This window comes from Nonomuraea thailandensis, assembly GCF_024172165.1.
GTDB classification, from domain to species: Bacteria; Actinomycetota; Actinomycetes; order Streptosporangiales; family Streptosporangiaceae; genus Nonomuraea; species Nonomuraea thailandensis.
Map to the genome: position 1 here is coordinate 9,180,750 of NZ_JAMZEB010000002.1, position 26,861 is coordinate 9,207,610.

Genomic DNA, 26,861 nt, shown 5'->3' on the forward strand with positions numbered 1-26,861 from the left:
GCGTCCAGGGGCGGTCTCAGGCGATCCCGTGCAGGTGGGCGTTGACCAGCCGGGGATACTCCTCCAGCCAGTTGCGCCCGCGCTCGTCCACGAACGAGCCCTGCGGCGGGATCACCCCGTTGGCCGCCAGCCAGGTGCCGGGCGGCCGCTGGGTGCGGCGGATCTTTCTGCCGGACGGCATGAGCTGCGGCGGGATCGGCGGCAGCGGCCCGGGATCGTGCCCCATCTGCGCCTCGGCCTCCAGCTCCGACAGGTCCTTCTCCTCGGACATGCCGATGGGGCCGTGCTTCCTGGCGTTCAGGAACTGCCGCACCACCGGCTCGTCGCTCGACAGCAGCATCTCCCGCGAGCCGAACATCACCAGCTCCCGCCGGAACATCAGCCCGATGTTGTCGGGCACCGTGCGGGCGGTGTTGATGTCGTGGGTCACGATCAGGAACGTGGCCTCGATCTCGGCGTTGATGTCCACGATGAGCTGGTTGAGTATCGCGGTGCGGACCGGGTCGAGCCCCGAGTCGGGCTCGTCGAACAGGATGATCTCCGGATCCAGCACCAGCGCCCTGGCCAGGCCCGCCCGCTTGCGCATGCCGCCGGAGATCTCCCCCGGCAGCTTGGTCTCGGCGCCCAGCAGGCCGACCAGCTCCACCTTCTCCATGACGATCTGGCGGACCTGGGCCTCGCTCTTCCTGGTGTGCTCGCGCAGCGGGAAGGCGATGTTGTCGTAGAGGTTGAGCGAGCCGAACAGGGCGCCGTCCTGGAACAGCACGCCGAACAGGCGGCGCAGCTCGTACAGCTTCGCCTCGGCGCAGTCGGCCAGGTCGAAGCCGTCGATCCAGATGTGCCCCCTGTCGGGCCGCAGCAGGCCGACCATGGTCTTGAGGAAGACCGACTTGCCGGTGCCGGAGGGGCCGAGCAGCACCGAGATCTCGCCGGCGGGCAGCGTGAGCGAGACGTCCTCCCAGATGACCTGCCGGCCGAAGGACTTGGTCAACCCGTCGATCACGACTTCCACGCCCACGGTCACCTTCCCGAGTGCAGGCGGACGATGCCCTCACCGTAACGGCGTTCCGGCGGAGGGGAACCGGATCCCGCAGCTTGTTACCGGGCAGTTATGAGACGTCTTGTCCAGTAAGCGCGCACAGGCCGGCTGGTCAGTCCTTGGCCTGGGCGTTCACCACGACGGTGCCCGCGAGGAGGTCGTGCAGGCACCGCTTCTCACCGTCGAAGAACGACCACAGCCAGTCCGCCATCCCGACGACCCAGCCGACCGCCGGGATCGCGGTGAGGAACACCCAGAGGGAGCGAACGGCCGCGGCCCACAGCGACGGCGGCCGGTCCGTCCCCCGGGCGACGACCTTGATCCCGGCCAGCCACTTCCCCAGGGTCCGTCCGAAGCGGGCGTGCAGCAGCCAGAAGTAGACGAAGGCGGGGATCGAGGCGACCGGTTCGTCCCAGTCGGCGGAGAGCACCTGCTGGGTGGTCGCCACGAGCACCGCGCACACCAGGATGTCGACGAGCCAGGCGCCGAGCCGGGTGAGCCGGGGCGAGATCGTCCGGCGATCCACCTGGGGGGCGGATTCTGTCACGCCCCCATTCTGCGATATTTCATGATCGTGTGAGATCGAACACCGTCGTGCCACCGGCCGTGGTCGCGGTGAACGTCTCCCGCACCCAGGCCGCGATCCGGGCGGCGTCGTCGCTGCCGCCCGTGCCGCGACCGGCGCCGCCCATGCCGGTGCCGACGAAGTAGTGGATCTTCTTCTCGGCGACGTACTGCTTGAACCGCTCCAGCGTCGGCGCCGGATCCGTGCCGTTGAACCCGCCCACCGCCATCACCGGCAGCTCCGTGGCGAGCTGGTAGCCGGCCGCGTTGTTGGACCCCACCGTCGCCGCCGCCCACGTGAAACCGGAGGCGCCGGACTTCAGCAGCGCGGTCAGCTCGGCGCTCGGGGTGCCGGCGTTCAGCAGCCCGCCCATGCCACCACCGCCCATGCGCCCGCCCCGGCCACGCCCCTGCGCACCGCTGTCGCCGTCCCCAGGCGACCGCCCCTGCCCGTCGCCGTCGCCTGGCGAACGCCCCTGCGCGAAAGGCGGGAGGTTGCCGCCGCCCTGCCGCTGGGAGCCGCCGCCCGACGGTCTCCCGGAGCCTGCGCCGGTGGAGGGCCCGGCAGTCGGAATGGCCCCCGTGTGCGGCGACGCCGCCGTGTCCACCGCGTACGCCGCCGGACCGGCCAGGCACGCCACCACGGCGACCGCGGCCACGGCGGGCATCCGGCGGGTGAACAACATCGCCAGCGCCGCCCCCAGCCCCGCCACCAGGACGACCACGCCCAGCCACGGGTTCCAGCCGGAGCTGCGCGACAGCAGCACGTACGACCACACAGCCGTCCCCGCCGCCACCATGGCGAGCACGCGGTGCGCCCCGCGCTCCCACAACACCGCCGCGCCCAGGCCCACCAGCGCCGCGATGGCCGGAGCCAGCGCCACGGTGTAGTAGGCGTGGAAGATCCCCTGCATCAGGCTGAAGATCAGCCCGGTCACCACCAGCCAGCTCCCCCAGACCCACAGCGCCGCCCGCACCGGATCGGTCCGCGGCGCCCGCCGGGTCAGCCACATGGCCGCGGCCGGCAGCACCAGCGCCGCGGGCAGCAGCCAGGCGATCTGGCCGCCCGCCTCGGTGTCGAACAGCCGCAGCCAGCCGGCCTGCTGGTTCAGATTGCCGAGCCCGCCGTAGTCCTCCCCGTTGAGCCGGCCGAGGCCGTTGTAGCCGAGAGCCAGCTCCAGCACGCTGTTGGTCTGCGAGCCCCCGATGTACGGCCGCTGCGACGCCGGCACCAGCGCCACGGCCAGCAGCCACCACCCCGCGGCGACCACCATGGCCGCGCCCGCCACCAGCAACTGCCGCACCCGCCGCCAGAACCCCACCGGCGCCGTCACGAGGTACACCAGCGCGAACCCCGGCAGCACCAGGAACGCCTGCAACACCTTGGCCAGGAACGCGAACCCGATCGCCACCCCCGCCAGCACCAGCCACCGCGTGGCCCCGCGCTCCTGCGCCCTGACCACGCAGTACGCCGCCACGGTCAGCAGCAGCACCAGCAACGCGTCGGGATTGTTGAACCGGAACATCAGCACGGCCACCGGCGTGAGCGCCATCGCGGCCCCCGCCAGCAGCCCCGCCCAGGCGGAGGCCGACCTGCGCACCGAGGCGTACACCATCGCCACCGAGCCGACCCCCATCAGCGCCTGCGGCACGAGGATCGCCCACGAGTTCAGCCCGAACAGGCGCACGCTGAGCACCATCGGCCACAGCGAGGCCGGGGTCTTGTCCACGGTGATCGCGCCGGCGGCGTCGGAGGCCCCGAAGAAGAACGCCTTCCAGCTCTGGCTGCCGGCCTGCACCGCCGCCGAGTAGAAGGAGTTGGCCCACCCCGAGGCCCCCAGACCCCAGATGTAGAGCACCCCGGTGCCGACCAGCAGCACGGCCGGCGCCCAACGAGACTTCGCTTCGGTAACCACGCCAGGAACGCTAGGCAGGCCGGTTGGCCGGGCGATGAGACGCACCTGAGAATCTCCTGAGCCCTCACAGGGCCGCCACAGGGCCGCCACAGGGCCGGCGCGGGGCGGGCGCGGAGCCGGCACGGCGACCGGCACGGCGACCGGCACGGCGACCGGCACGGCGACCGGCCCAGGGCCGGCACCCGGGCCGGAACAGGGCCCGGACATGCGAAAAGAGGCGGTCACACCCGGCACCAGGGTGTGTCCGCCTCTTTCCGAAGAGCTCTTGCGTGAAGTGAAGGGGAAGTTACTTCACGGTCACGGTGGCGCCGGCGCCCTCGAGGGCAGCCTTGGCCTTCTCCGCCTGCTCCTTGTTGACCTTGCCGTCGAAGACCGGCTTCGGAGCGCCGTCGACCAGGTCCTTGGCCTCCTTGAGGCCCAGGGACGTCAGGGCGCGGATCTCCTTGATGACCTGGATCTTCTTGTCACCGGCGGCCTCGAGGATGACGTCGAACTCGTCCTGCTCCTCGACGGCGGCGGCCTCGCCACCACCAGCGGCGGCGGGGGCGGCGGCAACCGCGACGGGGGCGGCGGCCTTGACGTCGAAGGTCTCCTCGAAGACCTTCACGAACTCGGAGAGCTCGAGGAGGGTCATCTCCTTGAACGCGTCGAGCAGCTCGTCGGTGCTGAGCTTCGCCATGATTGATTCCTTACGTTAGGTCTTGCTGAAAACTTGGAACGGGACCGCGGTACGTGCGGCAACCCCCGGTGTTACTCGCCAGCCTCGTCGCGCTTGGCACGCAGGGCCTCAGCAAGCTGGGCCATCTGCGTGGGCAGAGCGGCGAACATCGCGGCCGCGGCGCTCTGCTTGGCCTTGAGGGCACCGGCGAGCTTCGCGAGGAGAACCTCGCGGGACTCGAGGTCGGCGAGCTTGGTGATCTCGGTGGCGTCGAGCGTCTTGCCGTCGAGGACGCCGCCCTTGATCACCAGAAGGGGATTGGCCTTGGCGAAGTCACGCAGACCCTTGGCCGCCTCGACAACGTCGCCGTTGACGAAGGCGATCGCGGTCGGACCGGCGAGCAGGCCGTCGAGGCCCGTCAGACCGGCCTCGGTGGCCGCAATCTTGGTCAGGGTGTTCTTCGCCACGGCGAACTTCGCATTCCCACCGAGAGAGGTGCGCAGCTCCTTGAGCTGCGCGACGGTGAGACCGCGGTACTCGGTCAGAACGGCGGCCTGGCTGCCTTCGAACTCACTCTTGAGCTCGGCAACCGCTGTCGCCTTATCCGCCCTCGCCATGGGCCTCCTTCCAGAATGTGCCGCCGGAGAAGGCCCTTGACATGAGAACAGCCCCGGCGCAGGGCGCACGGGGCTCACGCACACGGAATCAACCATGTGGGAAACTCGCATCACACCTGCGCAGGTCGCCCACATGACGTGGATCCTTCGGTCGACAGGCTCAGAGCACCCGACGACGACCGGCGGTCTTCGGCAACGACCAGACTACGTGCTGGCCGCCGAGTTTCCAAATCGTTCTCAGTTGGTCGTGCCCTTGGGCAGCTCGCCGACCTGGTCGGCGGGCGGGGTCTCGATGTTGACGCTCTCGTTGTAACCCTTGAAGAACAGGGTCGCGTCGAGCGTGGCGCCCTCCTTGGAGCCGTTCAGCGCGAGCTTGCGCGGCAGCCCGTCGGCCGCCACCCAGATGTCGAACTTCACGTCCTTCAGCTCCGCCAGGTTCTTCCGGGCCTGCTCCTGCTGCTCCGCGGGCAGCTGCTGCACGGCCACCTCCACGGGGAAGGTGCCGCTGTAGTGCGTGGCGTCCTCGCCGTTGACGCTCTCGGTCCCGACCGACTTCACGTCCTGCGACGCCGTGACGAGCTTCGTCACGCTGGCGAGGTCGAACTGCTGGATCTGGCCGAGGTACTGGTTCACCTCGCCGGCGTGACCCGTGTCGCTCAGCGAGACCTTGATCCACGGCTTGGTGTTGCCCAGGAAGTCGTTGAGCGCCTGGACCTTCACATAGACGGTGTCGCCCTGGAGCACCGCCCGCACCCCGCCGGGGACGCTGCGGCCTCCCATGTCGACGGTGTCCAGGGTCACGTCGGCGGCGAGCTGCGGCTTGCTCTGGTAGAGCATGCGGCCCTGCACCTTGCCTGAGCCCTCCTGCGGGTGCGCGACGTTCACCACGGCGTCGACCGTGTAGCTGGTGACCTCGGCCGTCTTCTGCGCGGCCTGCGCGAGCACCTCCGAGGCGGCCAGGTTGACCTGGATGGGCTGGGCGTTCGATCCACAACCGGCGACCGCCGCCACCACGAGCGCGGCTCCAGCCGCGGTCATACTTATCGTGCGCTTCAGCATGCTTTGACCCTACGTTTAAGTTTCCGGGTCATGGCGTCTTCCCCGCACAATTAGGGGAAAACCCAGGGTTAACCCTCACCCGGTCTGCACATCTCCCACACATCCACCGTACGCCGCCGGCCCGTACCCGCTCTCACCGGCTGTCGGCCACCGACGACGTCGCCTCCGCGCCGGGCCCCTGCACGTCCCCAGGCCCCCGCCACGCCCTCGCGCGTCTCCGCACCGCTCGACTGGCGGCTGGGCGTCTCCACGCCGCCGAGGACGCCCCCGGGCCCATGCGCCACCCCGACACGAGAACGCCCCCGCCCGAACGAATCGGGCGGGGGCGTTCGACGACCAAGCCTGAGGCTCAGGCCTCCAGCTCAGCCGTGAGCCCACGCGTGACGTTGGGGTCGACCGGAACGCCCGGCCCCATCGTCGTCGAGAAGGTGACCTTCTTCAGGTAACGGCCCTTGGCCGCCGACGGCTTGAGACGCAGCACCTCGTCCAGCGCGGCAGCGTAGTTCTCGATGAGCTGACGCTCGTCGAACGACGTCTTGCCGATGATGAAGTGCAGGTTGGCCTGCCGGTCGGTACGGAACTCGATCTTGCCGCCCTTGATCTCCGTCACGGCCTTGGCGACGTCGGGCGTCACCGTGCCGGTCTTCGGGTTGGGCATGAGACCACGCGGACCGAGCACGCGGCCGAGGCGGCCGACCTTGCCCATCAGGTCGGGCGTGGCCACGACGGCGTCGAACTCGTTGAGCCGGTTGCCCTTGGCGATCTCGTCGATCAGCTCGTCGGCGCCGACGATGTCGGCGCCCGCCTCGCGGGCAGCCTCGGCACGGTCACCGGTCGCGAAGACCAGGACCCGGGCGGTCTTGCCGGTGCCGTGCGGGAGGTTGACCGTGCCGCGCACGATCTGGTCGGCCTTGCGAGGGTCGACGCCCAGCCGGAGAGCGACCTCCACGGTCGAGTCGAACTTGGTGGTCGACGTCTCCTTGGCCAGCTTCGCGGCCTCTACGGGCGAGTAGAGCTTGTCGCGGTCGACCTTGGCGGCCGCGTCTTTGTGCGCCTTGCTGCGCTGCATTCTTGACTCCTAGTGGTGTCCGGGCCGCGTCTCACGGCGGCCCTCCCACGAACTGCTGGGAAAGGTCTTACTCGGCGACGGTGATGCCCATCGACCGGGCGGTGCCGGCGATGATCTTCTCGGCCGCCTCGATGTCGTTGGCGTTGAGGTCGGGCATCTTCGTCTCGGCGATGCTGCGCAGCTGCTCACGGCTGAGCTTGCCCACCTTGTCGCGGTGCGGGACCGCGCTGCCCTTGTCGAGACCCAGGGCCTTCTTGATCAGCTCAGGCGCCGGCGGCGTCTTCGTGACGAAGGTGAAGCTGCGGTCTTCGAAAATGGTGATCTCAACGGGGATGATGTTGCCCCGCTGGGCCTCCGTCGCAGCGTTGTACTGCTTGACGAAGTCCATGATGTTGACGCCGTGGGGACCGAGGGCGGTACCCACCGGCGGAGCCGGCGTGGCCTGGCCGGCCGGGAGCTGCACCTTGACGAGTGCGGCGATTTTCTTCTTCGGAGGCATTTGTCCTTCTCCGGGTCCTGATTGCGTTGCGTCCGGCCCGTAGGATTGCGGGCCCGGACATGTCGGAGGCCGCCCTCGCGATAAGGCGGCCGACCGAACGTCTAAGTGTAGGTGATCGTCTTAGATCTTCGAGACCTGGTTGAACGAGAGCTCCACCGGGGTCTCCCGACCGAAGATCGACACGAGCACCTTGAGCTTCTGCGACTCGGGGCTGATCTCGCTCACCGAGGCGGGCAGCGTGGCGAAGGGGCCGTCCATGACCGTGACGGACTCGCCGATCTCGAACTCGACCGTGGGGCCGCTGGCGGCCTTCGTCGTGGTCTTCTTGGCCTCCTCGGTCGGCTCGGGCGCCAGCAGCTTGGCGACCTCGTCGAGGCTGAGCGGGCTCGGCTTGTTGGACAGGCCCACGAAGCCGGTCACGCCGGGCGTGTTGCGCACGGCGGCCCAGGACTCGTCGGTCAGCTCCATGCGCACCAGCACGTAGCCGGGCAGCACGCGCTCCTTGACCGGCACCTTCTTGCCGCTCTTGAACTCCTGGACGGTGTGCGTCGGCACCTCGACCTGGTAGATGTAGTCCTCCATGTTGAGCGACACGTTGCGGCTCTCGATGTTGGACTTCACGCGGTTCTCGTAACCGGCGTAGGAGTGGATGACGTACCACTCGCCGGGAAGACCGCGCAGCGAGCTCTTGAACTCCTCGACAGGGTCGACGTCGGGAAGCACCGATTCGTCCTCGACAGTGGCCGCCTCGTCCTCGGCAGCCTCGTCGCTCTCCTCGAGCTCGGACTCGGCCTCAGCCTCTTCCAGAGCCGCCTCGGCGGACTCCTCAGTGGCCTCTTCCAGCTCGTCGCCCCACTCGTCGCGGGACTCGTCCGCCGGAAATGAAGACTCGGACACGGTGACTCTTCCTCTTTCGTGGTTTCGAATGGCGACTCCGTCAGGCGACCCCACCCGTCGGTGTCTCGGTCAGGATCCGCCGAAGATGCGGAGGACCGCCCATCCCAGGGCGCTGTCGAGCCCGTACACGATCGCAACCATGATCAGAACGAATATCAGAACGACCGTGGTGTAGGTGATGAGATCCTTGCGTGTCGGCCAGATGACCTTACGAAGCTCGTTGACGACCTGCCGGTAGAAGAGGGCAGGAGAAGTGCGGGTCTTCTTCTCGCCACTAGGCTTGTCTGCGGTCTCGCCGCGCGTGTCGATCGCCACAGTCCTCACCTGATCCGTCGTATCCAACGCAGTCTTGCGGCGCGCTTACACGCCTATTGTTGCGCGGACCGCACTCGCAGGGCACGAGGGACTCGAACCCCCAACCGCCGGTTTTGGAGACCGGTGCGCTACCAATTGCGCCAGTGCCCTATGTCGTCAACCACACTACCCTGATCGACTCACTGCCTGGACCGAACCGCTCGCCGACATGCGGCGGAAGGACCAGGCGAAAGCATACGGGTGATTGCCCGCCACGTCGAACCAAAACCTGATCGCCCAGGTCACGCCCCCATGGGAGCATGGAGGCATGTCCACCCGATCCCGCATCTCCGCGAGAATTTCCGCGATTTCCGAGTCCGCAACCCTCGCCGTGGACGCCAAGGCCAAGGCGATGAAGGCGGCAGGGCGCCCCGTCATCGGCTTCGGCGCGGGCGAGCCAGACTTCCCGACGCCCGGGTACATCGTCGAGGCGGCGATCGAGGCGGCCCGCGACCCGCGCTTCCACAAGTACACGCCCGCGGGCGGCCTCCCGGAGCTGAAGCAGGCGATCGCCGCCAAGACCCGGCGCGACTCCGGCTACGCCGCCGAGGCCTCGCAGGTGCTGGTCACCAACGGCGGCAAGCAGGCGGTGTACGAGGCGTTCGCGACGCTGCTCGACCCGGGCGACGAGGTGCTGGTCGTCGCCCCGTACTGGACGACCTACCCCGAGGCGGTCAAGCTGGCGGGCGGCGTGCAGGTGGACGTCGTGACCGACGAGTCCACCGGCTACCTCGCGAGCGTGGACCAGCTCGAGGCCGCGCGCACCGAGCGGACGAAGGTGCTGCTGTTCGTCTCGCCGTCCAACCCGACGGGCGCCGTCCACTCGCGCGAGGAGACGGTGGCGATCGGCCGCTGGGCGGCCCGGCACGGCCTGTGGGTCGTCACCGACGAGATCTACGAGCACCTCGTGTACGGCGGCGCCGAGTTCACCAGCATCGCCACGGCCGTCCCCGAGCTGGGCGACCGGGTGGTGATCCTCAACGGCGTGGCCAAGACGTACGCGATGACGGGCTGGCGCGTGGGCTGGCTGATCGGCCCGTCCGACGTGGTCAAGGCCGCGACGAACCTGCAGTCGCACGCCACCTCCAACGTCTCCAACGTCGCCCAGATGGCGGCACTGGCGGCGGTGTCGGGCGACCTGTCGGCGGTGGCGGAGATGCGGGCCGCCTTCGACCGGCGCCGGCAGGCGATGGTGCGGATGCTCAACGACATCCCCGGCGTCCTCTGCCCCGAGCCGAAGGGGGCGTTCTACGCGTACCCGTCGGTCAAGGAGCTGATCGGCAAGGAGCTGCGGGGCAGGCGGCCGCAGTCGTCCGCCGAGCTGGCGGAGCTGATCCTGGAGGAGGCCGAGGTCGCCGTCGTGCCGGGTGAGGCTTTCGGCACCCCGGGTTACTTCAGGCTGTCCTACGCGCTGGGTGACGACGATCTGGCCGAGGGCGTCAGCCGGCTGGGCAAGCTGCTCGCCGAGGCGCGCTAGGCGGTGAAGGTGATGTCGGCGGCGATCGGCCTGATGTCGTCGGCGAGGCCGGGCGTCGCCCCGACGTAGACGGCGGTGCCCGGCCGCTCCAGCCACATGAAGCTGCGCACGCCCGTCCGCGTGGTCCAGCGCAGCGCGGGCTTGCCCTGGTACGCCGTCAGCGTCGACCTGGCGACCAGCGTGGCGAACTGCTCGGCCGCCCGCACCCCGCACACCACGCCGACGTACATGCGCTCGTCGTTGTCGCTCCAGATGCGGCCCTCGACCTTGAGCGGCCGGGTCAGCGAGTCGAGCCGGCCGAACGTGCCGGCCGGGGTGAGACCCGCGGGCGAGGCCGGCACCCGCACGCCGGTGTCGCCGCAGGACAGCTCGATCGTGTCGCCGCTGCCGGTGATGGCCGGCTTGGGTTGCGGCGGGATGCTCGAAGGCTCCCGCGCCCCGTCACGACCACCGCCCCCGCCGCCGCACGCCGCGAGCGTGAGCATGAGGAGAACCGCCGCCAACCGCCGCATCGACCCCCCATGAGAGTGCGTGTAACCAGGGAAAAGGCCCCTAGTCTCCTACAGGAGCTTTGACCGAGGCGGCAATTGCGACGAGTTCGCTGCTCAGGGAGTCGCTGACGCGGATCCACGCGCCTGTACCCGGGCGTTCGAGCCAGGCGATCACGCGCCCGCCGCCGGGGTGCCTGCCGACCATGGCGGGCCTGCCGCGCACGGTGGTCGCGCGGGCGTCCAGCACGGTGATCCGCCTGCGGTAGGCGCCCCAGTCGGTGGCTACCGTACCGTGCTCCACCTGGACCTCGACGAGCCTGCTCGCCGTGCCGAACGTGGCCCGGGCGGCCGTCGCGGTGACCCTGCCGCCGCCGCGCGCGAGCCCTTCCGGCAGGTACGTGAGCCAGAAGCCGTCGGAGACGACCCAGAGCGCGCCGGGACCCGCGGCGCGGACGGGGCCCGGATGCGCCGCCGCGGCGGCGGCCGGCCGGTCGGGCTCCGTGCCGGGCGCGGGCTCGACCTGGCGGGGCGCGGGCGCGGGGGTCGGGACGGCGGCGCGCGGCAGGCGTCCGAAGCCCGAGGAGAACAGGCCGTAGATGACCAGGGCCGTGACTCCGAACGCCAGCATCGCGAGCGCCGCCCGCCATCCCTGGCCGATGTGGTGCCCCTCGGGGATCATGCATCCTTGATATCCCACCGGGTCCCGTCGGCACCGTGCGTTTCAGCCGCTCTCGCGGACACCTCTCGCGATCTTCTTCAGCTCCTCGGCGGCGTCGATCTCCTCGGCGTACTCGGGGCTGACGCACAGCTCGACGGCCAGGCCCGGCCGCAGCTCCCAGACGATCGTGGGGGTGCCGCCCTCGGTTCCGTACGGGACGACCTCGCCGTCCCGGGACACCGCGGCCAGGCGCGCCTGCCTGCCGTTCACGTCCACGACCTCGGTCCCCTCCCCGGGCAGGGGGCCGGCGCGCTCGAAGGCGGACTCGCCGTGGAACACGACGAGCTGCACGAAGCGGCGGCCGGTCGCGTCGCCGAGCTTGTCGAAGGCGGCGACGTAGCTCGCCGGGGGGACCACCGGACCGGGGCCGGGCTCCCGGATCCAGGCCAGGCCCTCGGGCAGGTACTCCATGCGGACGCCGGCGAACTCGCGGGGACCGCTCGGCGATCCGGTCACGACGGCGCGGCCGGCGGCCTCCCCCGCGCCCGCGGGGCCGGCCAGGCTCATCGCCACCGGCACTGCCGCGGCGACCGCCGCCGTGAGGAGCGCCGCGCCCGCCGCGCGGAAGCGGATCACCCGGGCACGGTGCCTGCGGCGTACGGCCCCGCCCAGACCGGGTGCGGCCCGCACGCCGGAGACGTGCGCCGCCATGGCGGCGGCGAGGTCGTCCTCGATCGTCATCTCGTCACTCCCTCTGAGACGTCCAGGTTTCGCGGATCCTGGCCAGCCCTCGCGCCGCCTGTCTCTTGACGCTTCCGACCGAGCAGCCGAGCAGGGCCGCGGCGGCCTGCTCGGACCGGTCCTCCCAGTACCGGTGATCTCGCGGACGACCTTGCGCCGCCGTGACCTGCTGATGGCCGCGTTCACCACGGCCTTGCGCGCGTACGCCTCGGGGTTGTCGCGCCTGATGCGGGTCCAGTGGCGGCAGACCTTCTCCAGCGCGTGCTGGACCAGGTCCTCGGCGTCGTGCCTGCTCGCCCCGCAGACCAGCGTCGCGGTACGCAGGAGCGAGGTGCCGCACGCGGCGAGGAACTCGTCGAAGGCCGCTTCGTCGTCGTCTGTCATCAGCGAGGGTCCCCTTTCGCCCTCCCCAACGCGCGAACCCGGCCGGAGGTTGAGTGGCAAGATATGCAGATGCTCCGGCCCCTGCACGCGCTTCCCAAGGCCCACCTTCACCTGCACTTCACCGGCTCGATGCGGCACTCGACGCTGATCGAGCTGGCCAGGGAGCAGGGGCTGACCCTTCCCGACGCGCTGGAGCAGGACTGGCCGCCCAAGCTGCGGGCGACGGACGAGCGGGGCTGGTTCAGGTTCCAGCGGTTGTACGACATCGCCCGGTCCGTACTGACCCGCCCGGAATACGTCTACCGGCTGATGCGGGAGACCGCGGAGGACGAGGCGGCGGCCGGATCCCGGTGGCTGGAGATCCAGGTGGACCCCTCGGGGTACGCGCAGCGCTTCGGCGGCCTGACGGCCACGCTGGAGCTGATGCTGGACGCGGTGGAGCAGGCCGCGCGGCACGCGGGCATCGGGATCGTGGTGATCGTCGCGGCCAACCGCACCCGCCACCCGCTCGACGCCAACACCCTGGCCCGGCTGGCCACCCAGTACGTCGGCAAGGGAGTGGTCGGCTTCGGCCTGTCCAACGACGAGCGGCGCGGCGCGGCCAGGGACTTCGAGCGGGCGTTCAGGATCGCCAAGCGGGGCGGGCTGCTGGCGGTGCCGCACGGGGGCGAGCTGCTGGGGCCGCGCAGCGTGGCGCAGTGCGTGGACGACCTGGGAGCCGACCGGGTCGGGCACGGGGTGCGGGCGGCCGAGGACGACTGGCTGATGCAGCGCCTGGCCGACCGGCAGATCTGCTGCGAGGTCTGCCCCACCTCGAACGTGGGTCTGGGCGTGGCCGAGAACGCGGCGGACGTGCCGGTGCGGCGGCTGTTCGACGCGGGGGTGCCGATCGCGCTCGGGTCCGACGACCCGTTGCTGTTCGGCACGCGGCTGTTGCGGCAGTACGAGCTGGCCAGGGACGTGTACGGGTTCAGCGACGCGGAGGTGGCGGAGCTGGCGCGGCAGTCCGTGCGGTCGTCCACCGCCCCCGAGTCGGTGCGCAAGGAGCTGCTGAAGGGCGTGGACGACTGGCTCACCCGGCCGCTCTCACTCCAGTGACGAGGCGATGCGGACGGCCTCCTCCATGCTCTTCGCTCCCTCCAGGCGGTGGTTGAGGCCGTCCTGCTGCCAGATGAGCGTGGCGGCGGCCTGGCGGAGCGGGATCCGGGTGCCGTCCTCGCGGGTGAGGTAGCCGAGGGGGTGCTCGCCGGGGATCCACCAGGCTTCGCGGCCGTTCACCCGGGTGTACTCGGGGCTGGGCGGGCCCAGCTTCTTGAAGAAGAACGGGGACACGGTGCCGTCGAACTGGTCGAGCCTGATGCCGCCCGGCCAGAACATCGACACCAGCCTGCCGTCGTCGGCCACCGTGACGCGTTGCGGGTCGCCGAGCGCCGCCGGGGCCCGCACCTGGAACCTGGCCCGGCCCGGGACGTCCGACGGGGGGACCTGGTGCTCGCCCGGGAGGGTGGCCGTGGTGGTGACGGGCGGGGGCGCGGTCGGGCCGACCTCGATCTCGATGCCGGCCAAGCGCAGGATCTGCGTCACGGCGGCGCGGCCCTGCGGGGTGGCGGCCGTCACGGTGATCACGACGACGACCACGGCCGCCACGATCGCCCACCTCGCCCGGCGGCGACGCCGCGCCGGCGCCCGGGAGTCCCTGCGGCCGGGCGGCCTGACGGGACCGGTGACCGGCCCGTGCGCCGGATCCGGCCCGCCGGCGTGGTGCGGGTCGTCTGAGGGCTGGACGGGTTGGTCGGGGCGGGCACGGACGGCGTCGTGGGAGTCGGCAGGGGCCTCGGCGGGCTGTTCGAGGCGGGCGCGGACGGCGGCGGCCAGCTCCGACGGTGGCGGCGGGCCGGGGACGTCGAGGAGGTTGCCGAGGGCCGTCAGCTCGGCCTCGATGTCGTCGAAGGGCTCGTCCGGGTGCTCACGCGAGCTCATCCCCCACCTCCTCCCTCAGCCGGGCCAGCCCCCGATGGGTGCTGGACTTGACGGTGCCGACGGGCCAGTCGAGCACCTGGGCGGTCTCCGCCTCGCTCAGTTGTAAGAAGTACCGGCACACGACCGCCTGACGTTCCCGCTCCGGCAGCCCCCGTACGGCGGCCAGCAGCCGCGAGCGCCGGTCACCGGCGACGGCGGCGCCCTCCGGGTCCTCGGGCACCCGCGTGTCGGCGGTGCCCACGAGCCGCAGTTCGAGCGAGGAGCGGCGGCCGCGCGAGCGGGTCAGGTTGTGGGTCTCGTTGGCGACGATGCGCAGCAGCCACGGCCGGAAGGGCGCGTCCCTGCGGAAGCCGGACAGGTGCCGGAACGCCTTGACGAACGCCTCCTGCACCACGTCCTCCGCCTCGTCACCGGCGCCGAGCATGAAGGCGGTCCGGTGGGCGAGCGCGCTGTAGCGGGCGACCAGCACCTCGTAGGCCGCCAGGTCACCTTCGAGCGAGCGGGCGATCGCCTCGTCGTCGTCCATGGCGAGTCAGATTCCACCGCAAACAGGTCACGTGCGGAAGGGCGATCCGCAGATCGTGTCATCCTGGTGACTGTCCAGGGCATTAGACTCGGGCAATCCATGAGCCCCTTGAAGGAACGGGATTATGTCTTCTGGGTATGACCGTGTAGTGCAACCCGCGGCCGGTGACGAGGCCCTGGAGAACCACCTGGGTGGGGACGAGGCCAAGAACTATCGGCAGTACGAGTTCGACATGGTCGCCCCGCATGTCGGCCGCTCGATGCTGGAGATCGGCTCGGGGCTGGGCCACTTCGCCGAGCAGTTCCTGCCGCGCCTCGACCGGCTCGTGGTGAGCGACTTCGACCCCTACTGCGTCGAGCAGCTCGACAAGCGCTTCGCCGACCGCGACGACATCAGCGTCCTGCAGTTCGGCCTGCCGACGGACATCCCGCTCGAGGACAAGGTCGACACGGTCGTCATGATGAACGTGCTGGAGCACATCGAGGACGACGCGGAGGCGCTGCGCTCGCTGGCGCGGGTGACGCTGCCCGGCGGCCGGATCATCATCTGGGTGCCCGGCTACATGCAGCTCTACGGCGACTTCGACCGCAAGGTGGGCCACGTCCAGCGCTACACGCCGAAGACGCTGAGCACGACGGTCGCCAGGGCGGGGCTCGACATCGAGGTGCTCAAGCCGATCAACTTCCTGGGCGGCATCGCCTGGTGGGCGGCCGTGCGCCGGGGCGGCGTGGGCTACCCCGACCCGCGCCTGGTCAAGATCTACGACCGCACGGTGGTGCCCATGACCAGGCTCATCGAGCGGTTCATCACGCCGCCGTTCGGCCAGACCGTGTTCTGCGTGGCGCGCGTTCCGCAGGAGCGATGACACGCCGGGGCCGCCCCGGAGGATGGTGAGGCGGCCCGGGCGGGCTACTTGATGGAGCCGGCGGTCAGACCGCCGACCACCTTCCGCTCGATCAGGGCGAACAGGATGATCACCGGGATGGTGGCGATCACCGAGCCGGCGAACAGGTTCTGCCAGTCCACCTGGTACTGCCCGATGAACGAGTTGAGCGCCACGGGGAGCGGCTGGTTCTCGGTCGTGGTGGTGAGCGTCAGAGCGACCACGAACTCGTTCCACGCGGCGATGAACGTGAAGATCAGCGCGGTGATGACGCCGGGCATGGCCAGCGGCAGCGTGATCCTGAACAGCGCGCCGAAGCGCCCGTTCCCGTCGATGAAGGCGGCCTCCTCCAGCTCGCGCGGGATGGAGGAGAAGTACGCGTTCAGGATCCACACGGCGAAGGCCAGGTTGAACCCGCCGTTGACGAGGATCAGCGACCAGACCGAGTCCACCAGCCCGAACTGGAAGAACTCCCGGTAGATGCCGACCACCATGGCGGTGGGCTGGAACATCTGCGTGATCAGCACGAGGATCAGGAACGCGGTGCGGCCGCGGAAGTTGTGCCGCGCCGAGTAGTACGCGGCGGGCAGCGCGACCAGCAGCACGAGCAACGTCGAGCCGGCCGCCACCTTGATCGTCACCCACAGGTTCCCGGCCAGGCCACTGCCCCAGAAGTCGGTGAGGTTCGACCACACCCACTCATCGGGCCAGAACGTCACGTCGCGCAGCGATTCCTGGGAGCGCAGCGAGGTCAGCAGCATGACCACGTACGGGAACAGGAACAGCAACGCCACGACGTACGCGGTGGCCGCGATGAGCACGGTCTTGAGCCGGGGCATGGCGCGGCGCGCGGCGCTGCGGCGGGCGCGGGCGTGGTGGTGATGGGGCTGGGCCTGCGCCGGCATGGTCTTGACGGCCATCAGGCCACCTCCTTGTTCCACCGCGACACCTTCAGGAAGATGACCGTGAGCACGATCACCATGCCGAAGTTGACGACGGACATGGCGGCCGATTCGCCGATGTCGGAGCCCTTGAGGATGTACATGAGGATGGTCGAGGTGGCCGTCGAGTAGCCCGGCTGCCCGTGGGTCATGGCCCAGATGATCGGGAAGCTGTTGAAGACGTTCATGACGTTGATCAGGGCCGCCACGGTGAGCGCGGGGCGCAGCAGCGGCAGCGTGATCGACCAGTACGTCCGCAGGCGTCCGGCTCCGTCCATCCTGGCGGCCTCGTACACGTCGGCGGGGATGGTGGCGAGCCCGGCGAGCAGCGCGTACGTGGTGAACGGCACCGACACGAAGACGGCGACGAACACCAGCCACGGCATGGCGGTGGAGGCGTCACCGAGCTGGTCGGCGGCGGCGCCGCCCATCGCGTCGATGAGCCCGAGCTTGAGGCGGATCTGGTTGATCACGCCGACCTCGGGATCGAGCATCCACTTGAAGATGATCGCGGTCATCAGCACCGACGCGGCCCACGGCGCGATGAGCGCCCAGCGGGCCAGCTTGCGCCCCGGGAAGCGCTGGTTGAAGAGCTGGGCCAGGGCCAGCGAGATCAGCACGGTGAGCGCGACGACCGCGATCACCCAGATCACGCTGCGGACCATGACGTCGGCGAAGTCCTTCTCGGCGAAGAGCTTCTCGTAGTTGGCGAACCCCGCCGAGCCGCGCACCACGCCCAGCCGGCTGATCTCCAGGAACGACGACCTGATCATCTCGACCACGGGCCAGAGCACGACCAGGACGATCAGCACGATGGCGGGCCCGACCCAGGCCAGGGGTTCGAGGGCGCGCAGACCCCGCTTGGCGCGGGGCTTCTTCACATCCAGCGTTGTCACTCAAGCACCTTTCGCAAGGACGGTACGGCCGGCGGACGGCCGGCCGTACCGCGGTCCCGCTGGATCAGCCGGCCGCTTCCGCGGTCTTCTGCAGCTCACCGAGGACCTTGGCCGGGTCGTCCTTGACGGCCCCGCCGATGGTCTGCTTGATCGCCGGGTTCAGGGTGGCCCACTTGGGGTCCTGGAAGGGGTAGAAGCTGGCGTTGGGCAGGGCGTCGAGGAACGGCTTGAGCTTCTCGTCGCCGGACAGCTTCTGGATGCCGCCGTTGGTGACGGGCAGCAGCTTGTAGGTGTCGGAGATCTTCTGGGCGGCGGCGCCGGTGTAGAAGAAGTCGAAGAACTTCTTGATCTCGGCGGCGTGGCCGTTCTTGTTGAACGCCATGATCCAGTCCATGACGCCGAGCGTGGTGTCGAGCGGGCCGGCCTTGCCGGGGATGGGCGCGACGCCGTAGTTCTTCAGGCCGGCCGCGTCGAAGATCGGGATGGACATGGGGCCGCCGTTGACCATGCCGACCTTGCCGGCGCCGAAGTCCTCCCAGACCGTCTTGCGGTCCTTGGTGCCCGGGTTGGGGGTGGTCAGGCCGGCGTCGACCAGGCCCTTCATGTACGTGAAGGTCTCGACGTTCTGGGCCGAGTTGATCGCCCACTTGCCGGAGGCGTCCTTGTAGCCGCCGCCGTTGCCGAGCATCCACAGGAACGACTCCGCCTGGGCCTCCTCCTGGCCGAGGGGCAGGCCGAACGGCTGGGTCACGCCCTTGGCCTTCAGCTTCTCGGCGGCGGCCTTGAGCTCGTCCCACGTCTTCGGCGGCTCGGCGATGCCGGCCTGCTCGAACAGGTCCTTGTTGTAGAACAGGGCGCGGGCGGAGGAGACGAACGGGATGCCGTACGCGGTGCCGTCCACCTTGCCGAACTCGGCGAACTTCTGCAGCATGTCACCGGAGACGTTCGGGGACAGGACCTCGTCCACCTTGTGGAGCAGGCCGTCCTCGACGAAGCCGGAGTAGTCGCCGGTCTGCAGGATGTCCGGGACCTGCCCGTTCTGCACCATGGTGGCGACCTGCTTGTCGATGTCGTTCCAGTTGATGACCTGGACCTCGACCTTGATGTTCGGGTTGGCCTTGGTGAACTCGTCGGTGACGCCCTTCCAGAACGTCTCGCCGGAGTTCGGCTTGCCGGGGCCGTCGCCGTAGTCGGCGGCGACCATCTTCAGCGTGACCTGGCCGTCGCCGGCCGCCTGGGTGTCGCCTCCGCCACCGGAGCCGCCAGAACCGCAACTGGACAGGACCAGCATCGTGGCAAGGCCGAGAGCGGCGCCGCCCACAAGCTTCATGTTCACCGGAGATACCGCCTTCTCGTCGGACGGGCCTTGCTGGTCCGTACCAGCCAGCCGGACCCCGCCCAGGGGGATGAGCACGCGGGCCAGTGCATGGCCGCGTTTGCGCAAGCGTAAGCCGGAGTTCAGCAGCCGGTCTATACCGGCCTGTCTCGGTTTGGCAACACTCAGGCGGCGAGGACCGCACGACCGGTCTAGACCGGATGTCAGAGAATCTTGCGGCGGACGTTCTCCCCGCCCTCGGGGGCCCCGATCCACGGGCCCTCGATCGACGGGTCGAGGATGCCCTCCTCGACGAAGGTGTAGCGGCCGTCGAGCACGTAGCCGGCCAGGCGTACGTCGTGGTTGTCGCTGTTGTCCCACAGGCGGTCGAACAGCGCGTCCACCCGGCGCCTGGACTGCTGGCAGAAGGTGTCGGCCAGCTCGTACGGCCGGCGCCCCAGGTCCTTGGAGTCCTCCTCGGCCTTGAGGCAGACGGCGGTCATCGCGTACAACTCGGCCCCGATGTCCACGATCCTGCCCAGGAACGACTGCTTGTGCTCCAGCCTGCCCTGCCAGCGGGACATGCCGTAGAAGGTGGACCTGGCCAGCTTCCTGCTGGTCCGCTCCACGAAGCGCAGGTGCCCGGCCAGCGGGCCGAAGTCGGCGTACGCGGTGGGCAGGTTGCCCGTGCCGGCCACCAGTGTGGGCAGCCACTTGGCGTAGAAGCGGCTGGCCCGGCGCAGGGCCTGGGCACGCTCCTGGCGGCTGGCCTCGGGGTTGATCAGCTCGCCGGCGGCGGACAGGTGCGCGTCCACCGCCTCCCGGGTGATCGCCAGCCGCATGATCTCGGAGGAGCCCTCGAAGATGCGGTTGATGCGGGAGTCGCGCAACATCTGCTCGGCGGGCACCCCGCGCTCGCCCCTGGCGGCCAGCGACTCGGCGGTCTCGTAGCCGCGCCCGCCGCGCATCTGCACCAGCTCGTCCAGCACCTGGTACGACAGCTCCGAGGTGAACAGCTTGGCCAGCGCGGCCTCGATCCTGATGTCGTTGCGCCTGTCGTCGGCCAGGCGGGCGGTCAGCTCGCAGACGGCCTCGACGGCGTACGCGGTGGCCACGATGAAGGCGACCTTGGTGGCCACGGCCTCGTGCAGGCCGACCTTGCGCCCCCACTGCACGCGCTCGTTGCCCCACTCGCGGGCGATCTTGACGGCCCACTTGGCGTTCCCGGCGCAGGTGGCGGGCAGCGACAGGCGGCCGGTGTTGAGCGTGGTGAGAGCGATGCGCAGCCCCTCGCCCTCCTTGCCGATGAGGTTCCGGGCGGGCACCCTGACCTGGGAGAACTCGGTGACGCCGTTCTCGATGCCGCGCAGCCCCATGAACGTGTTGCGTCGCTTGACCGTGATGCCCGGTGTGTCGGCCTCCACCACGAACGCGCTGATCTTCTTGCCGGTTCTGGCCATGACCACCAGCAGGTCGGCGATGACACCGTTCGTGGTCCACAGCTTGACGCCGTCCAGCACGTAGTCGTCGCCGTCACGCACGGCGGTGGTGGCCAGCCGCGCCGGGTCGGAGCCGACGTCGGGCTCGGTCAGCAGGAACGCCGAGATCTCCCCCGCCGCGCACCTGGGCAGGAACTCCCGCTTCTGCTCCTCGGTGCCGAACAGCTTGAGCGGCTGCGGCACCCCGATCGACTGGTGCGCCGACAGCAGCGTGGCCAGCGCCGGGCAGTAGGAGCCGACGAGCATGAGGGCGCGGCAGTAGTACAGGTACGGCAGGCCCAGGCCGCCATACTCCTCCTTGATCGTGATGCCGAACGCGCCGAGCTCCGCCAGCCCCTTCACCACGTCGTCGGGCACCTGGGCGGTCCGCTCGACGAGCGCCGGATCGACGCGGGCGTCGAGGAAGCGGCGCACCGCCCTGACGAACTCCTCCCCCTTCTTGGTCGCCTCGTCGGGCGGCGCGGGCGCCGGATACACCAGGTCCATCCGGAAGTCGCCGAGGAAGAGCTGCTTGGCGAAGCTGGGGCGCGTCCACTCCTTCTCCCGCGCCTGCTCGCCGACCTGCCTGGACTCCGCGTACTTGGCGTGCTGGGTCATGGCACCTCCCGACGTCGCGCCGTCTGATGCTCATGTGTACTGCCCGCCTGACGGCGCCCTGTCGCCGTTTATAGCCCGATTTTGTAGGAACGGCGAGGGTTGATGCCGATCGCGGCGAGCGCCACCGCGCCGAGCACGGCCGGCACCAGCAGGTACGCCCCGCAGAACGCCAGCCCCAGCAGCGACATCCCGGTCCCCACGATCGCCGTGATCCGGTGACGGCCCGCCGGCAACATCCGCACCGCCGCCGCCACCCCCGCCGACGTGACCGCCGCCAGGCACGCCGAGGTGGCCCGCATCAGCATGTCCAGGTCCACCGCCCACACCAGGACGGGCACGCTGAGCGCCAGCACCAGCCCGAGACTCCGGTACGGCGTCTGCCCGGGCGCCCCGCCCCTGGCGAACCAGCGCGGCAGCGCCCCGTCCGCCGCCAGCGCCGCGCCGAGCCTGGCCGCCCCGGCGAGGTAGGTGTTGACCGCGCCGAACGTCAGCAGCACCGCCACCACCCCGGTCACCGGGCGGGCGACGGGGCCGAGGCCGAGCTCCAGCATGCCGGTGAGCGGCACGGCGGACATGTCCGCGCCGAGCACGCCGACGGAGGTGACGGAGACGCCCGCGTACAGCAGCCCGATCACGACGAGCGTCACGGCGGTGGCGCGCATCAGGCCGTCCCTGCGGGCGAACTCACCCGACAGGTGGCTGGCCGCCTCCCAGCCCACGAAGGCGAACATGAGCACCCCGGCCGCGCCGGCCACGCCCGCCAGGCCGTACGGGGCGAAGGGGGTGAAGTTGGCCGGGTCGGCGTGCGGGGCGGCGGTGAGCACGGCCGTGGCCAGCAGCGTGACGAGCAGGGCGACGAAGCCGATCTGCAGCCGTCCCGACGTGCGCAGCCCGGCGGCGTTGGCGGCGAACGCGGCGGCCAGGATGAGGCACGCGGCCGGCGTGGCGTCCAGGCCCAGGCACGCCTCGACGTACTGGCCGCCGACCAGCGCGCCGGCGACCGTCCCGATCGGCACGGCGCCGTAGAACCACCACCCGGCCACCGCGGCGGCGTGGCGGCCGAACGCGAGGCCGACGACGGCGGCCACGCCTCCGCCGCCCGGGTAGCGCGCGCCGAGCGCGGCGAAGGTCAGCGCGACGGGCACGCTCAGCGCGAGCATCCCCGCCCAGGCCAGCACCGACGCCGGACCTGCTGCGGCGGCGGCGAGGTGCGGCAGCACCAGCATGCCCGGCCCCAGCACGGCGCCGACCAGAAGCGCCGTACCCTGCCATGCCCCCATATGTCCATTCATGCAGCCGAACGTAACCCGTCCGTTCGGTCATACCGGGCCCCGGCCGAACGATCGGCCGGAATCACGTGCGAACCTGGCCGCATGGATGAACTTGATTCGGCGATCGTACGGTTGCTCCAAACGGATGCTCGGCAGTCCAACCGCGAGCTGGCCAGGCAGCTCGGCATCGCGCCGTCCACCTGCCTGGAGCGAGTCAGGGCGCTGACCAGGCGCGGGGTGATCCGCGGCTACCACGCCGACATCGATCCGGCCGCGCTCAACCGCGGCGTGCAGGCGATGGTGTCCGTGCAGGTGCGGCCGCTGAGCCGGGCGGTGATCAACGCGTTCAAGACGTCGGCGGCGGAGATGCCGGAGGTGCTGAGCGTGTTCGTGCTGGCCGGCGGGGACGACTTCCTGCTGCACGTGGGGGTGCAGGACCTCGATCACCTGCACGGGTTCCTGCTCGACCGGCTGAGCAAGCGCAAGGAGATCGTCGGGTTCCGCACGTCGGTGGTGTTCCAGCAGGTGCAGAAGGCGGTGCCGACCCGGCTGGAGGACACCTGACTTTCGACAGGGGTGGTCATTGACGGTCGGCGGATACGGGAGGGGCCCTCGCGTTCCTAGGTTTCTTCCCGTGAAACTCCTTCTCGCCCTCGCCCTCACCCTGAGCCCGGCCCCCGAGCTGACGCCCGCCACCATCGACGCCTACCTGGAGCAGGCGATGGAGTCGACCGGGGTCCCGGGCCTGTCCGTGGTCGTCACGCACGGCGACAAGGTCGTGCACGCCGCCGGCTACGGGCACGACTCGGAAGGGCGGCCGATGACCGCCGACACGCCGATGCGGGTGGCCTCGGTGAGCAAGTCGTTCACCGCCATGGCGGTCATGACGCTCGTGGACCAGGGCAAGATCAAGCTGGACGAGCCGGTCGCCGCGCAACTGCCCGGCTTCAGGATGGCCGATCCGCGGGCGGCCCGGATCACCGTACGGCACCTGCTGAACCAGACCTCCGGCCTGTCGGACCGCACGGTGGACATCGCCTCCACGGAGGAGGCCACCTCGCCGGCCGACTACACCGCCCGCCTGGCCGATTCCCGGCTCGCCGCCGAGCCCGGCACCCGCTACGAGTACTGCAACGTCAACTACGACCTGGCCGGGCGGCTGGTGGAGGTGGCGAGCGGGCGGCGGTTCGGCGACTACCTGCGGGATCGGGTGTTCGGGCCGCTGGGCATGAGATCCAGCGCCATCTCCGACAAGGTCGTCCCGGTCGCGGACGGTTACAACTCGCTCTTCGGAGCCTGGCTGCCCCGGCCGGAGCTGGACGGGTTCCACGACGAGAGCGGGGCGGGCGGGGTCATCACCACCGCCGCCGACATGGGCAAGTGGCTGGTCGCGCAGTCGGGTGACGGCCGGCCGCTGGTCAAGCGACAGAGCCTGGAGGCCATGCACCAGCCCTCGAAGCTGCGCCCGTACGGGATGGGATGGGGCATCGAGGACGACGGGCAGCTCGTGCACTCGGGGAACCTGTTCACCTACAACGCCGTCGAGGCCGTCTCCCCCAGGACCGGCTACGGCTTCGCGGTGATGACCAACAACGCGACGCTGTACGACCCGACGTACGACATCATGCTCGGGCTCACGGCGATGAGCGAGGGCAGGAGCCCCGAGGGGCCGGGCAACGAGCGGCAGCTCTTCGAGGGCGTGCTGGCCGCGCTCGCGCTGGTCGCGGCCGGGCTGGGCGTGCTGGGCGGGCTGCGGGCGCGGCGCTGGGCCGCTCCGCGGTCGGGCCGGCCGTGGTGGCGGATCGGCCTGCGGCTGCTGCCCGCGCTCGTGCCGGCGGCGGTGCTGGCCGCGTATCCGGACCTCGTGTCCGTGCTGGTGAACGGGCGCACGGTCACCTGGGCTCAGCTCACCTACTTCCCCGCGCCCCTGTCGGTCGCGGTGCTGGTCGCGGCGCTCGCGGGCTTGGGGGTGACAGCCGCCCGGATTTGTGTACTGTATAAGCTTACAAGGTACACAAATTCGGGCGGCCCTGGTCGCTGACCGCCGCCACCGCGATCTGCGTGCTCATCCTGGCCGGGCACGTCCACAACTGGTGGCTGCCGTACCTCGGCCCGTCCTCGGCCGCGCAGCGCGAGCTCTACCGGCGGGAGTACGCCCGCACGCTGAAGATCCTGCCCGCCGAGGGGCACGGCGTGGTCCCGGACGTCCAGCACATGGTGGTGGGGGCGCTCTCCCTGATCATGCTGGTCACTACGCTGAGCGCATGACTCCGGACCGGAGACGGGCAGGGCGGCCCGCCGTGCTCACCACAGAACGCATCGTCGCGACGGCCGTCGAGGTGCTGGACGGCGACGGGCTGGAGGCACTGACCATGCGCCGCCTCGGCACCGAGCTCGGCGTCGCGGCGATGTCCCTCTACCGGCACTTCCCCAACCGGGACGCGTTGCTGGCGGCCGTGGTGAACTCGTTGTTCGCCGAGGCGGTGGCCGACCACTCTCCGGACGTCGCCTGGCCCGAGGCCCTGACGGGGTTCGGGGCGGCGTACCGGAGGATGCTGCTGGCGCACCCGCGCGCCGTGCCGCTGCTCGCCACCCATCCGGTCGACGTGGATTTGGGGCTGGAGCTCCTCACGGGCCTGCTGTCCCGCTTCGAGGCCGCCGGCATCGCCTCCCGGGACGCGCTCACGGCGGTCCAGTCGGTCGGCGTGTACGTCCTCGGCCATGCCCTGGCCCAGGTGGGCGCGGGCGGCGAGACGCACGACGAGGCGGCCATCGCCTTCTACGACCAGTGGTTCGACTCGGGGCTGATCGCCATGGTGACGGGCTTCGAACGGCAGCTCGTCTAGTGCCGTGACCGGGGTCTCCGGATGACCCGGATCAGCGTCGCAGCCACTCGTCGAGAAGCGCGGCCTCGGCCTTGCTGAGCATGGGCAGGTCGGGCAGGAGCGTGCGGAAGGCCGCGACGACGGCCGCCGGGTCGCGGGCGGGGACGGCGGGCTCGTCCACGAGGATGGCGCGAGCGATCGCGTCGAAGGCGGCGTCGGCCAGCTGCGGGTCGCTGTGCCCCGGCGGCAGGGTCAGCAGGGTGTGGACGGTTCCGGCCCCCGCCGCGCGGATGAGGTTGACGGCGCGTTCCTCGCTCACCCGGAGCCGCCCGGCGGCGGCGATCCTGTGCACCCGCTCGGCGAGGATCCGCACGCCCTTGGCCTGTGCCGGGGTGTCGCGGGCGCGAGCCGGGTCGAGCAGCAGGCCGTAGACGTACGGGTTGGCCAGGCCGAAGCTGATCTGCGTGTGCCATCCGGCGCGGAGGTCCTCCACCGGGTCGTCCGAGGGCGTGGTGAGCCGCTTGCCCGCCACGTGTTCGGCGAAGACGTGCTCCGCGGCGGCGTCCAGCAGGTCGTCCTTGTCCTGGAAGAGGCGGTACAGAGCCGGGGGCTGGAGCCCGGCCTCCTGGGCCACCCGGCGCGTGGTCACCGCGGCCGGCCCCTGGTCGCGCAGCAGCTGGGCCGCGATCTTCACGATGCGGCCCCGGGTGAGGTCTCGCCGCTGCGACTTCGGTGCTGCCATGGACACGATGATATCGCTCATGTTGCTTCCAATGGAATTATCGGTGTTACCGTCTTATTAGTTCCATCGGAAACAGACGGGAGTCATCGATGTTGATCGTCACGGGAGCCACCGGCCACCTCGGGTCGCTGATCGTCAACCGCCTGCTGGAGCGGGTCCCGGCCGGCAGGATCGGCGTCAGCGTGCGCGACGCGGGCAGGGCCGTCGACCTCGCCGAGCGGGGGGTGCGAGTCCGTACGGGAGACTTCACCGAACCCGGCACCCTCAAGCACGCCTTCGAAGACGCCGAGTGCGTCCTGGTCATCTCCGCGGCCATCCGGGGCGGCGGTGCGTTGACCGCCAACCTCGCCGCCATCGACGCGGCGCGGGAAGCGGGCGCCCGGCGCATCCTCTACACCAGCCATCAGGCCGCCTCCCCCACCTCGCTCTTCCCGCCGCAGAAGGTGCACGCGGCCACCGAGGAGCACCTCAGGCAGGCAGGAGTGCCCCACACCGCCCTTCGCAACGGGTTCTACGCCTCCACCCTGGGCCACTACATCGGCGCGGCGCTGGAGACCGGCACGCTCGCCGTTCCGCTGGACGGCCCGGTGTCCTGGACGGCGCACGAGGACCTGGCGGAGGCCGCGGTCGTCGCGCTGGCCGAGGACGGCGCGCTCGAAGGCGTCACGCCGCCGCTGACGGCCCCGCACACGCTGGACTTCGCCGACGTCGCCGCGATCCTCGGCCGCATCACCGGCCGGACCGTCACCCGGGTCGTCATGGACGACGACGAGTGGATCTCCGCAGCGGTCGCCGGCGGGATGCCGCGGCCGGCCGCGGAGTTCACCTTGACGATGTTCGCCGCGTCCCGCGCCGGCGAGTTCGACACCACCGACCCCACCCTGGAAACCGTCATCGGCCACCCCGCGAAGACCCTCCACCAGGTCTTGGAGACCCTCGTACGCTCCCGATGAACCGGCCGGA

The 26,861-nt window shown here is 70.4% G+C and carries 29 protein-coding genes, 1 tRNA gene and 1 pseudogene; 8 read left to right on the plus strand and 23 right to left on the minus strand.

Going from position 1 to position 26,861, the window contains the following annotated elements; translation table 11 throughout:
* Positions 1-16: 16 nt before the first annotated feature.
* The 11 genes from HD597_RS45985 to HD597_RS46035 all read right to left on the minus strand — a co-directional run bounded on the left by HD597_RS45985 (position 17) and on the right by HD597_RS46035 (position 8,783).
* On the minus strand, positions 17-1,018 hold the full coding sequence (locus tag HD597_RS45985; protein ID WP_253759754.1) for an ABC transporter ATP-binding protein: 1,002 nt from the start codon (positions 1,016-1,018) through the stop codon (positions 17-19).
* Positions 1,019-1,151: 133 nt separating this feature from the next.
* The gene (locus HD597_RS45990) at positions 1,152-1,586 is read right to left on the minus strand and encodes an RDD family protein (protein ID WP_253752842.1); all 435 of its coding nucleotides are present in this window, start codon (positions 1,584-1,586) and stop codon (positions 1,152-1,154) included.
* Between the two features lie 19 nt (positions 1,587-1,605).
* The gene (locus tag HD597_RS65230; RefSeq protein ID WP_308210833.1) at positions 1,606-3,519 is read right to left on the minus strand and encodes an ArnT family glycosyltransferase; all 1,914 of its coding nucleotides are present in this window, start codon (positions 3,517-3,519) and stop codon (positions 1,606-1,608) included.
* Between the two features lie 286 nt (positions 3,520-3,805).
* Entirely contained in the window at positions 3,806-4,198 is a 393-nt protein-coding gene (rplL, locus tag HD597_RS46000; protein ID WP_185110319.1) for a 50S ribosomal protein L7/L12, read from the minus strand.
* A 71-nt stretch (positions 4,199-4,269) separates the two neighbouring features.
* Complete coding sequence (rplJ, locus tag HD597_RS46005) at positions 4,270-4,794, minus strand: 50S ribosomal protein L10 (protein WP_253752844.1); 525 nt, start codon at positions 4,792-4,794, stop codon at positions 4,270-4,272.
* 237 nt (positions 4,795-5,031) lie between these two features.
* Positions 5,032-5,853 (minus strand): SCO4651 family lipoprotein, encoded by an 822-nt coding sequence (locus HD597_RS46010; protein WP_253752854.1) that lies wholly within the window; start codon positions 5,851-5,853, stop codon positions 5,032-5,034.
* A gap of 349 nt (positions 5,854-6,202) precedes the next feature.
* Positions 6,203-6,922 (minus strand): 50S ribosomal protein L1, encoded by a 720-nt coding sequence (gene rplA / locus HD597_RS46015; protein WP_253752856.1) that lies wholly within the window; start codon positions 6,920-6,922, stop codon positions 6,203-6,205.
* A gap of 67 nt (positions 6,923-6,989) precedes the next feature.
* Positions 6,990-7,421, minus strand: coding sequence for a 50S ribosomal protein L11 (gene rplK / locus HD597_RS46020; RefSeq protein WP_148442008.1), 432 nt, complete (start codon positions 7,419-7,421; stop codon positions 6,990-6,992).
* Between the two features lie 120 nt (positions 7,422-7,541).
* Positions 7,542-8,318 (minus strand): transcription termination/antitermination protein NusG, encoded by a 777-nt coding sequence (gene nusG, locus HD597_RS46025; RefSeq protein ID WP_253752858.1) that lies wholly within the window; start codon positions 8,316-8,318, stop codon positions 7,542-7,544.
* 69 nt (positions 8,319-8,387) lie between these two features.
* A complete protein-coding gene (gene secE / locus HD597_RS46030; protein WP_253752860.1) occupies positions 8,388-8,633 on the minus strand; it encodes a preprotein translocase subunit SecE in 246 nt (81 codons plus the stop codon).
* A gap of 77 nt (positions 8,634-8,710) precedes the next feature.
* Positions 8,711-8,783, minus strand: a tRNA-Trp gene (locus tag HD597_RS46035).
* 157 nt (positions 8,784-8,940) lie between these two features.
* Between HD597_RS46035 and HD597_RS46040 the strand changes: the two genes are divergently transcribed.
* Positions 8,941-10,149, plus strand: coding sequence for a pyridoxal phosphate-dependent aminotransferase (locus HD597_RS46040; RefSeq protein WP_253752862.1), 1,209 nt, complete (start codon positions 8,941-8,943; stop codon positions 10,147-10,149).
* Here HD597_RS46040 and HD597_RS46045 read toward each other — a convergent pair.
* From HD597_RS46045 to HD597_RS67075, 4 genes and pseudogenes are all read right to left on the minus strand, one after another.
* Positions 10,146-10,661, minus strand: a complete 516-nt coding sequence (locus HD597_RS46045) for a hypothetical protein (RefSeq protein ID WP_253752864.1) — start codon at positions 10,659-10,661, stop codon at positions 10,146-10,148. The genes HD597_RS46040 and HD597_RS46045 overlap by 4 nt on opposite strands.
* Positions 10,662-10,701: 40 nt before the next feature.
* Positions 10,702-11,319, minus strand: coding sequence for a hypothetical protein (locus HD597_RS46050; RefSeq protein WP_253752866.1), 618 nt, complete (start codon positions 11,317-11,319; stop codon positions 10,702-10,704).
* A gap of 724 nt (positions 11,320-12,043) precedes the next feature.
* Positions 12,044-12,286 carry a sigma factor-like helix-turn-helix DNA-binding protein gene (locus tag HD597_RS67070; RefSeq protein WP_372513646.1) on the minus strand — a complete coding sequence of 81 codons (243 nt, stop codon included), beginning with the start codon at positions 12,284-12,286 and terminating at the stop codon, positions 12,044-12,046.
* A pseudogene (locus HD597_RS67075) lies at positions 12,202-12,423 on the minus strand (sigma factor); the annotation flags it as partial. The pseudogene HD597_RS67075 and the gene HD597_RS67070, both read right to left, overlap by 85 nt.
* 69 nt (positions 12,424-12,492) lie before the next feature.
* On the opposite strand from HD597_RS67075, the gene HD597_RS46060 reads away from it, so the two are divergent.
* Positions 12,493-13,521, plus strand: a complete 1,029-nt coding sequence (locus HD597_RS46060; protein ID WP_253752870.1) for an adenosine deaminase — start codon at positions 12,493-12,495, stop codon at positions 13,519-13,521.
* Here HD597_RS46060 and HD597_RS46065 read toward each other — a convergent pair.
* Positions 13,510-14,403, minus strand: coding sequence for a hypothetical protein (locus HD597_RS46065; RefSeq protein WP_253752872.1), 894 nt, complete (start codon positions 14,401-14,403; stop codon positions 13,510-13,512). The genes HD597_RS46060 and HD597_RS46065 overlap by 12 nt on opposite strands.
* Positions 14,390-14,929, minus strand: a complete 540-nt coding sequence (locus HD597_RS46070; protein WP_253752874.1) for an RNA polymerase sigma factor — start codon at positions 14,927-14,929, stop codon at positions 14,390-14,392. Before HD597_RS46070 ends, HD597_RS46065 begins: the two co-directional genes overlap by 14 nt.
* A gap of 148 nt (positions 14,930-15,077) precedes the next feature.
* On the opposite strand from HD597_RS46070, the gene HD597_RS46075 reads away from it, so the two are divergent.
* Complete coding sequence (locus HD597_RS46075) at positions 15,078-15,794, plus strand: class I SAM-dependent methyltransferase (RefSeq protein ID WP_253752876.1); 717 nt, start codon at positions 15,078-15,080, stop codon at positions 15,792-15,794.
* Between the two features lie 44 nt (positions 15,795-15,838).
* On the opposite strand, the gene HD597_RS46080 is transcribed toward HD597_RS46075, so the two are convergent.
* The 5 genes from HD597_RS46080 to HD597_RS46100 all read right to left on the minus strand — a co-directional run bounded on the left by HD597_RS46080 (position 15,839) and on the right by HD597_RS46100 (position 22,340).
* On the minus strand, positions 15,839-16,732 hold the full coding sequence (locus HD597_RS46080; RefSeq protein ID WP_253752878.1) for a carbohydrate ABC transporter permease: 894 nt from the start codon (positions 16,730-16,732) through the stop codon (positions 15,839-15,841).
* The gene (locus HD597_RS46085; protein WP_253752880.1) at positions 16,732-17,649 is read right to left on the minus strand and encodes a carbohydrate ABC transporter permease; all 918 of its coding nucleotides are present in this window, start codon (positions 17,647-17,649) and stop codon (positions 16,732-16,734) included. Before HD597_RS46085 ends, HD597_RS46080 begins: the two co-directional genes overlap by 1 nt.
* Positions 17,650-17,713: 64 nt before the next feature.
* Positions 17,714-18,979, minus strand: coding sequence for an extracellular solute-binding protein (locus HD597_RS46090; RefSeq protein WP_253759756.1), 1,266 nt, complete (start codon positions 18,977-18,979; stop codon positions 17,714-17,716).
* 209 nt (positions 18,980-19,188) lie between these two features.
* Positions 19,189-21,060, minus strand: coding sequence for an acyl-CoA dehydrogenase family protein (locus HD597_RS46095; RefSeq protein WP_253752882.1), 1,872 nt, complete (start codon positions 21,058-21,060; stop codon positions 19,189-19,191).
* Positions 21,061-21,128: 68 nt separating this feature from the next.
* Positions 21,129-22,340, minus strand: a complete 1,212-nt coding sequence (locus tag HD597_RS46100) for an APC family permease (protein WP_253752884.1) — start codon at positions 22,338-22,340, stop codon at positions 21,129-21,131.
* A gap of 93 nt (positions 22,341-22,433) precedes the next feature.
* Between HD597_RS46100 and HD597_RS46105 the strand changes: the two genes are divergently transcribed.
* From HD597_RS46105 to HD597_RS46120, 4 genes are all read left to right on the plus strand, one after another.
* Positions 22,434-22,895: an Lrp/AsnC family transcriptional regulator gene (locus HD597_RS46105; RefSeq protein WP_253752885.1), complete on the plus strand. Its 462-nt coding sequence runs from the start codon at positions 22,434-22,436 to the stop codon at positions 22,893-22,895.
* 70 nt (positions 22,896-22,965) lie between these two features.
* Positions 22,966-24,372 (plus strand): serine hydrolase domain-containing protein, encoded by a 1,407-nt coding sequence (locus HD597_RS46110; protein ID WP_253752887.1) that lies wholly within the window; start codon positions 22,966-22,968, stop codon positions 24,370-24,372.
* Between the two features lie 20 nt (positions 24,373-24,392).
* Positions 24,393-24,599 (plus strand): hypothetical protein, encoded by a 207-nt coding sequence (locus HD597_RS46115; RefSeq protein WP_253752890.1) that lies wholly within the window; start codon positions 24,393-24,395, stop codon positions 24,597-24,599.
* Complete coding sequence (locus HD597_RS46120; RefSeq protein WP_253752892.1) at positions 24,596-25,177, plus strand: TetR/AcrR family transcriptional regulator; 582 nt, start codon at positions 24,596-24,598, stop codon at positions 25,175-25,177. Before HD597_RS46115 ends, HD597_RS46120 begins: the two co-directional genes overlap by 4 nt.
* Positions 25,178-25,208: 31 nt before the next feature.
* Here the strand turns inward: HD597_RS46120 and HD597_RS46125 are convergent, their stop codons facing one another.
* Positions 25,209-25,898, minus strand: a complete 690-nt coding sequence (locus tag HD597_RS46125) for a TetR/AcrR family transcriptional regulator (protein ID WP_253752894.1) — start codon at positions 25,896-25,898, stop codon at positions 25,209-25,211.
* 89 nt (positions 25,899-25,987) lie between these two features.
* On the opposite strand from HD597_RS46125, the gene HD597_RS46130 reads away from it, so the two are divergent.
* Positions 25,988-26,851 (plus strand): NmrA family NAD(P)-binding protein, encoded by an 864-nt coding sequence (locus tag HD597_RS46130; RefSeq protein WP_253752896.1) that lies wholly within the window; start codon positions 25,988-25,990, stop codon positions 26,849-26,851.
* The last annotated feature ends 10 nt before the right edge of the window (positions 26,852-26,861 follow it).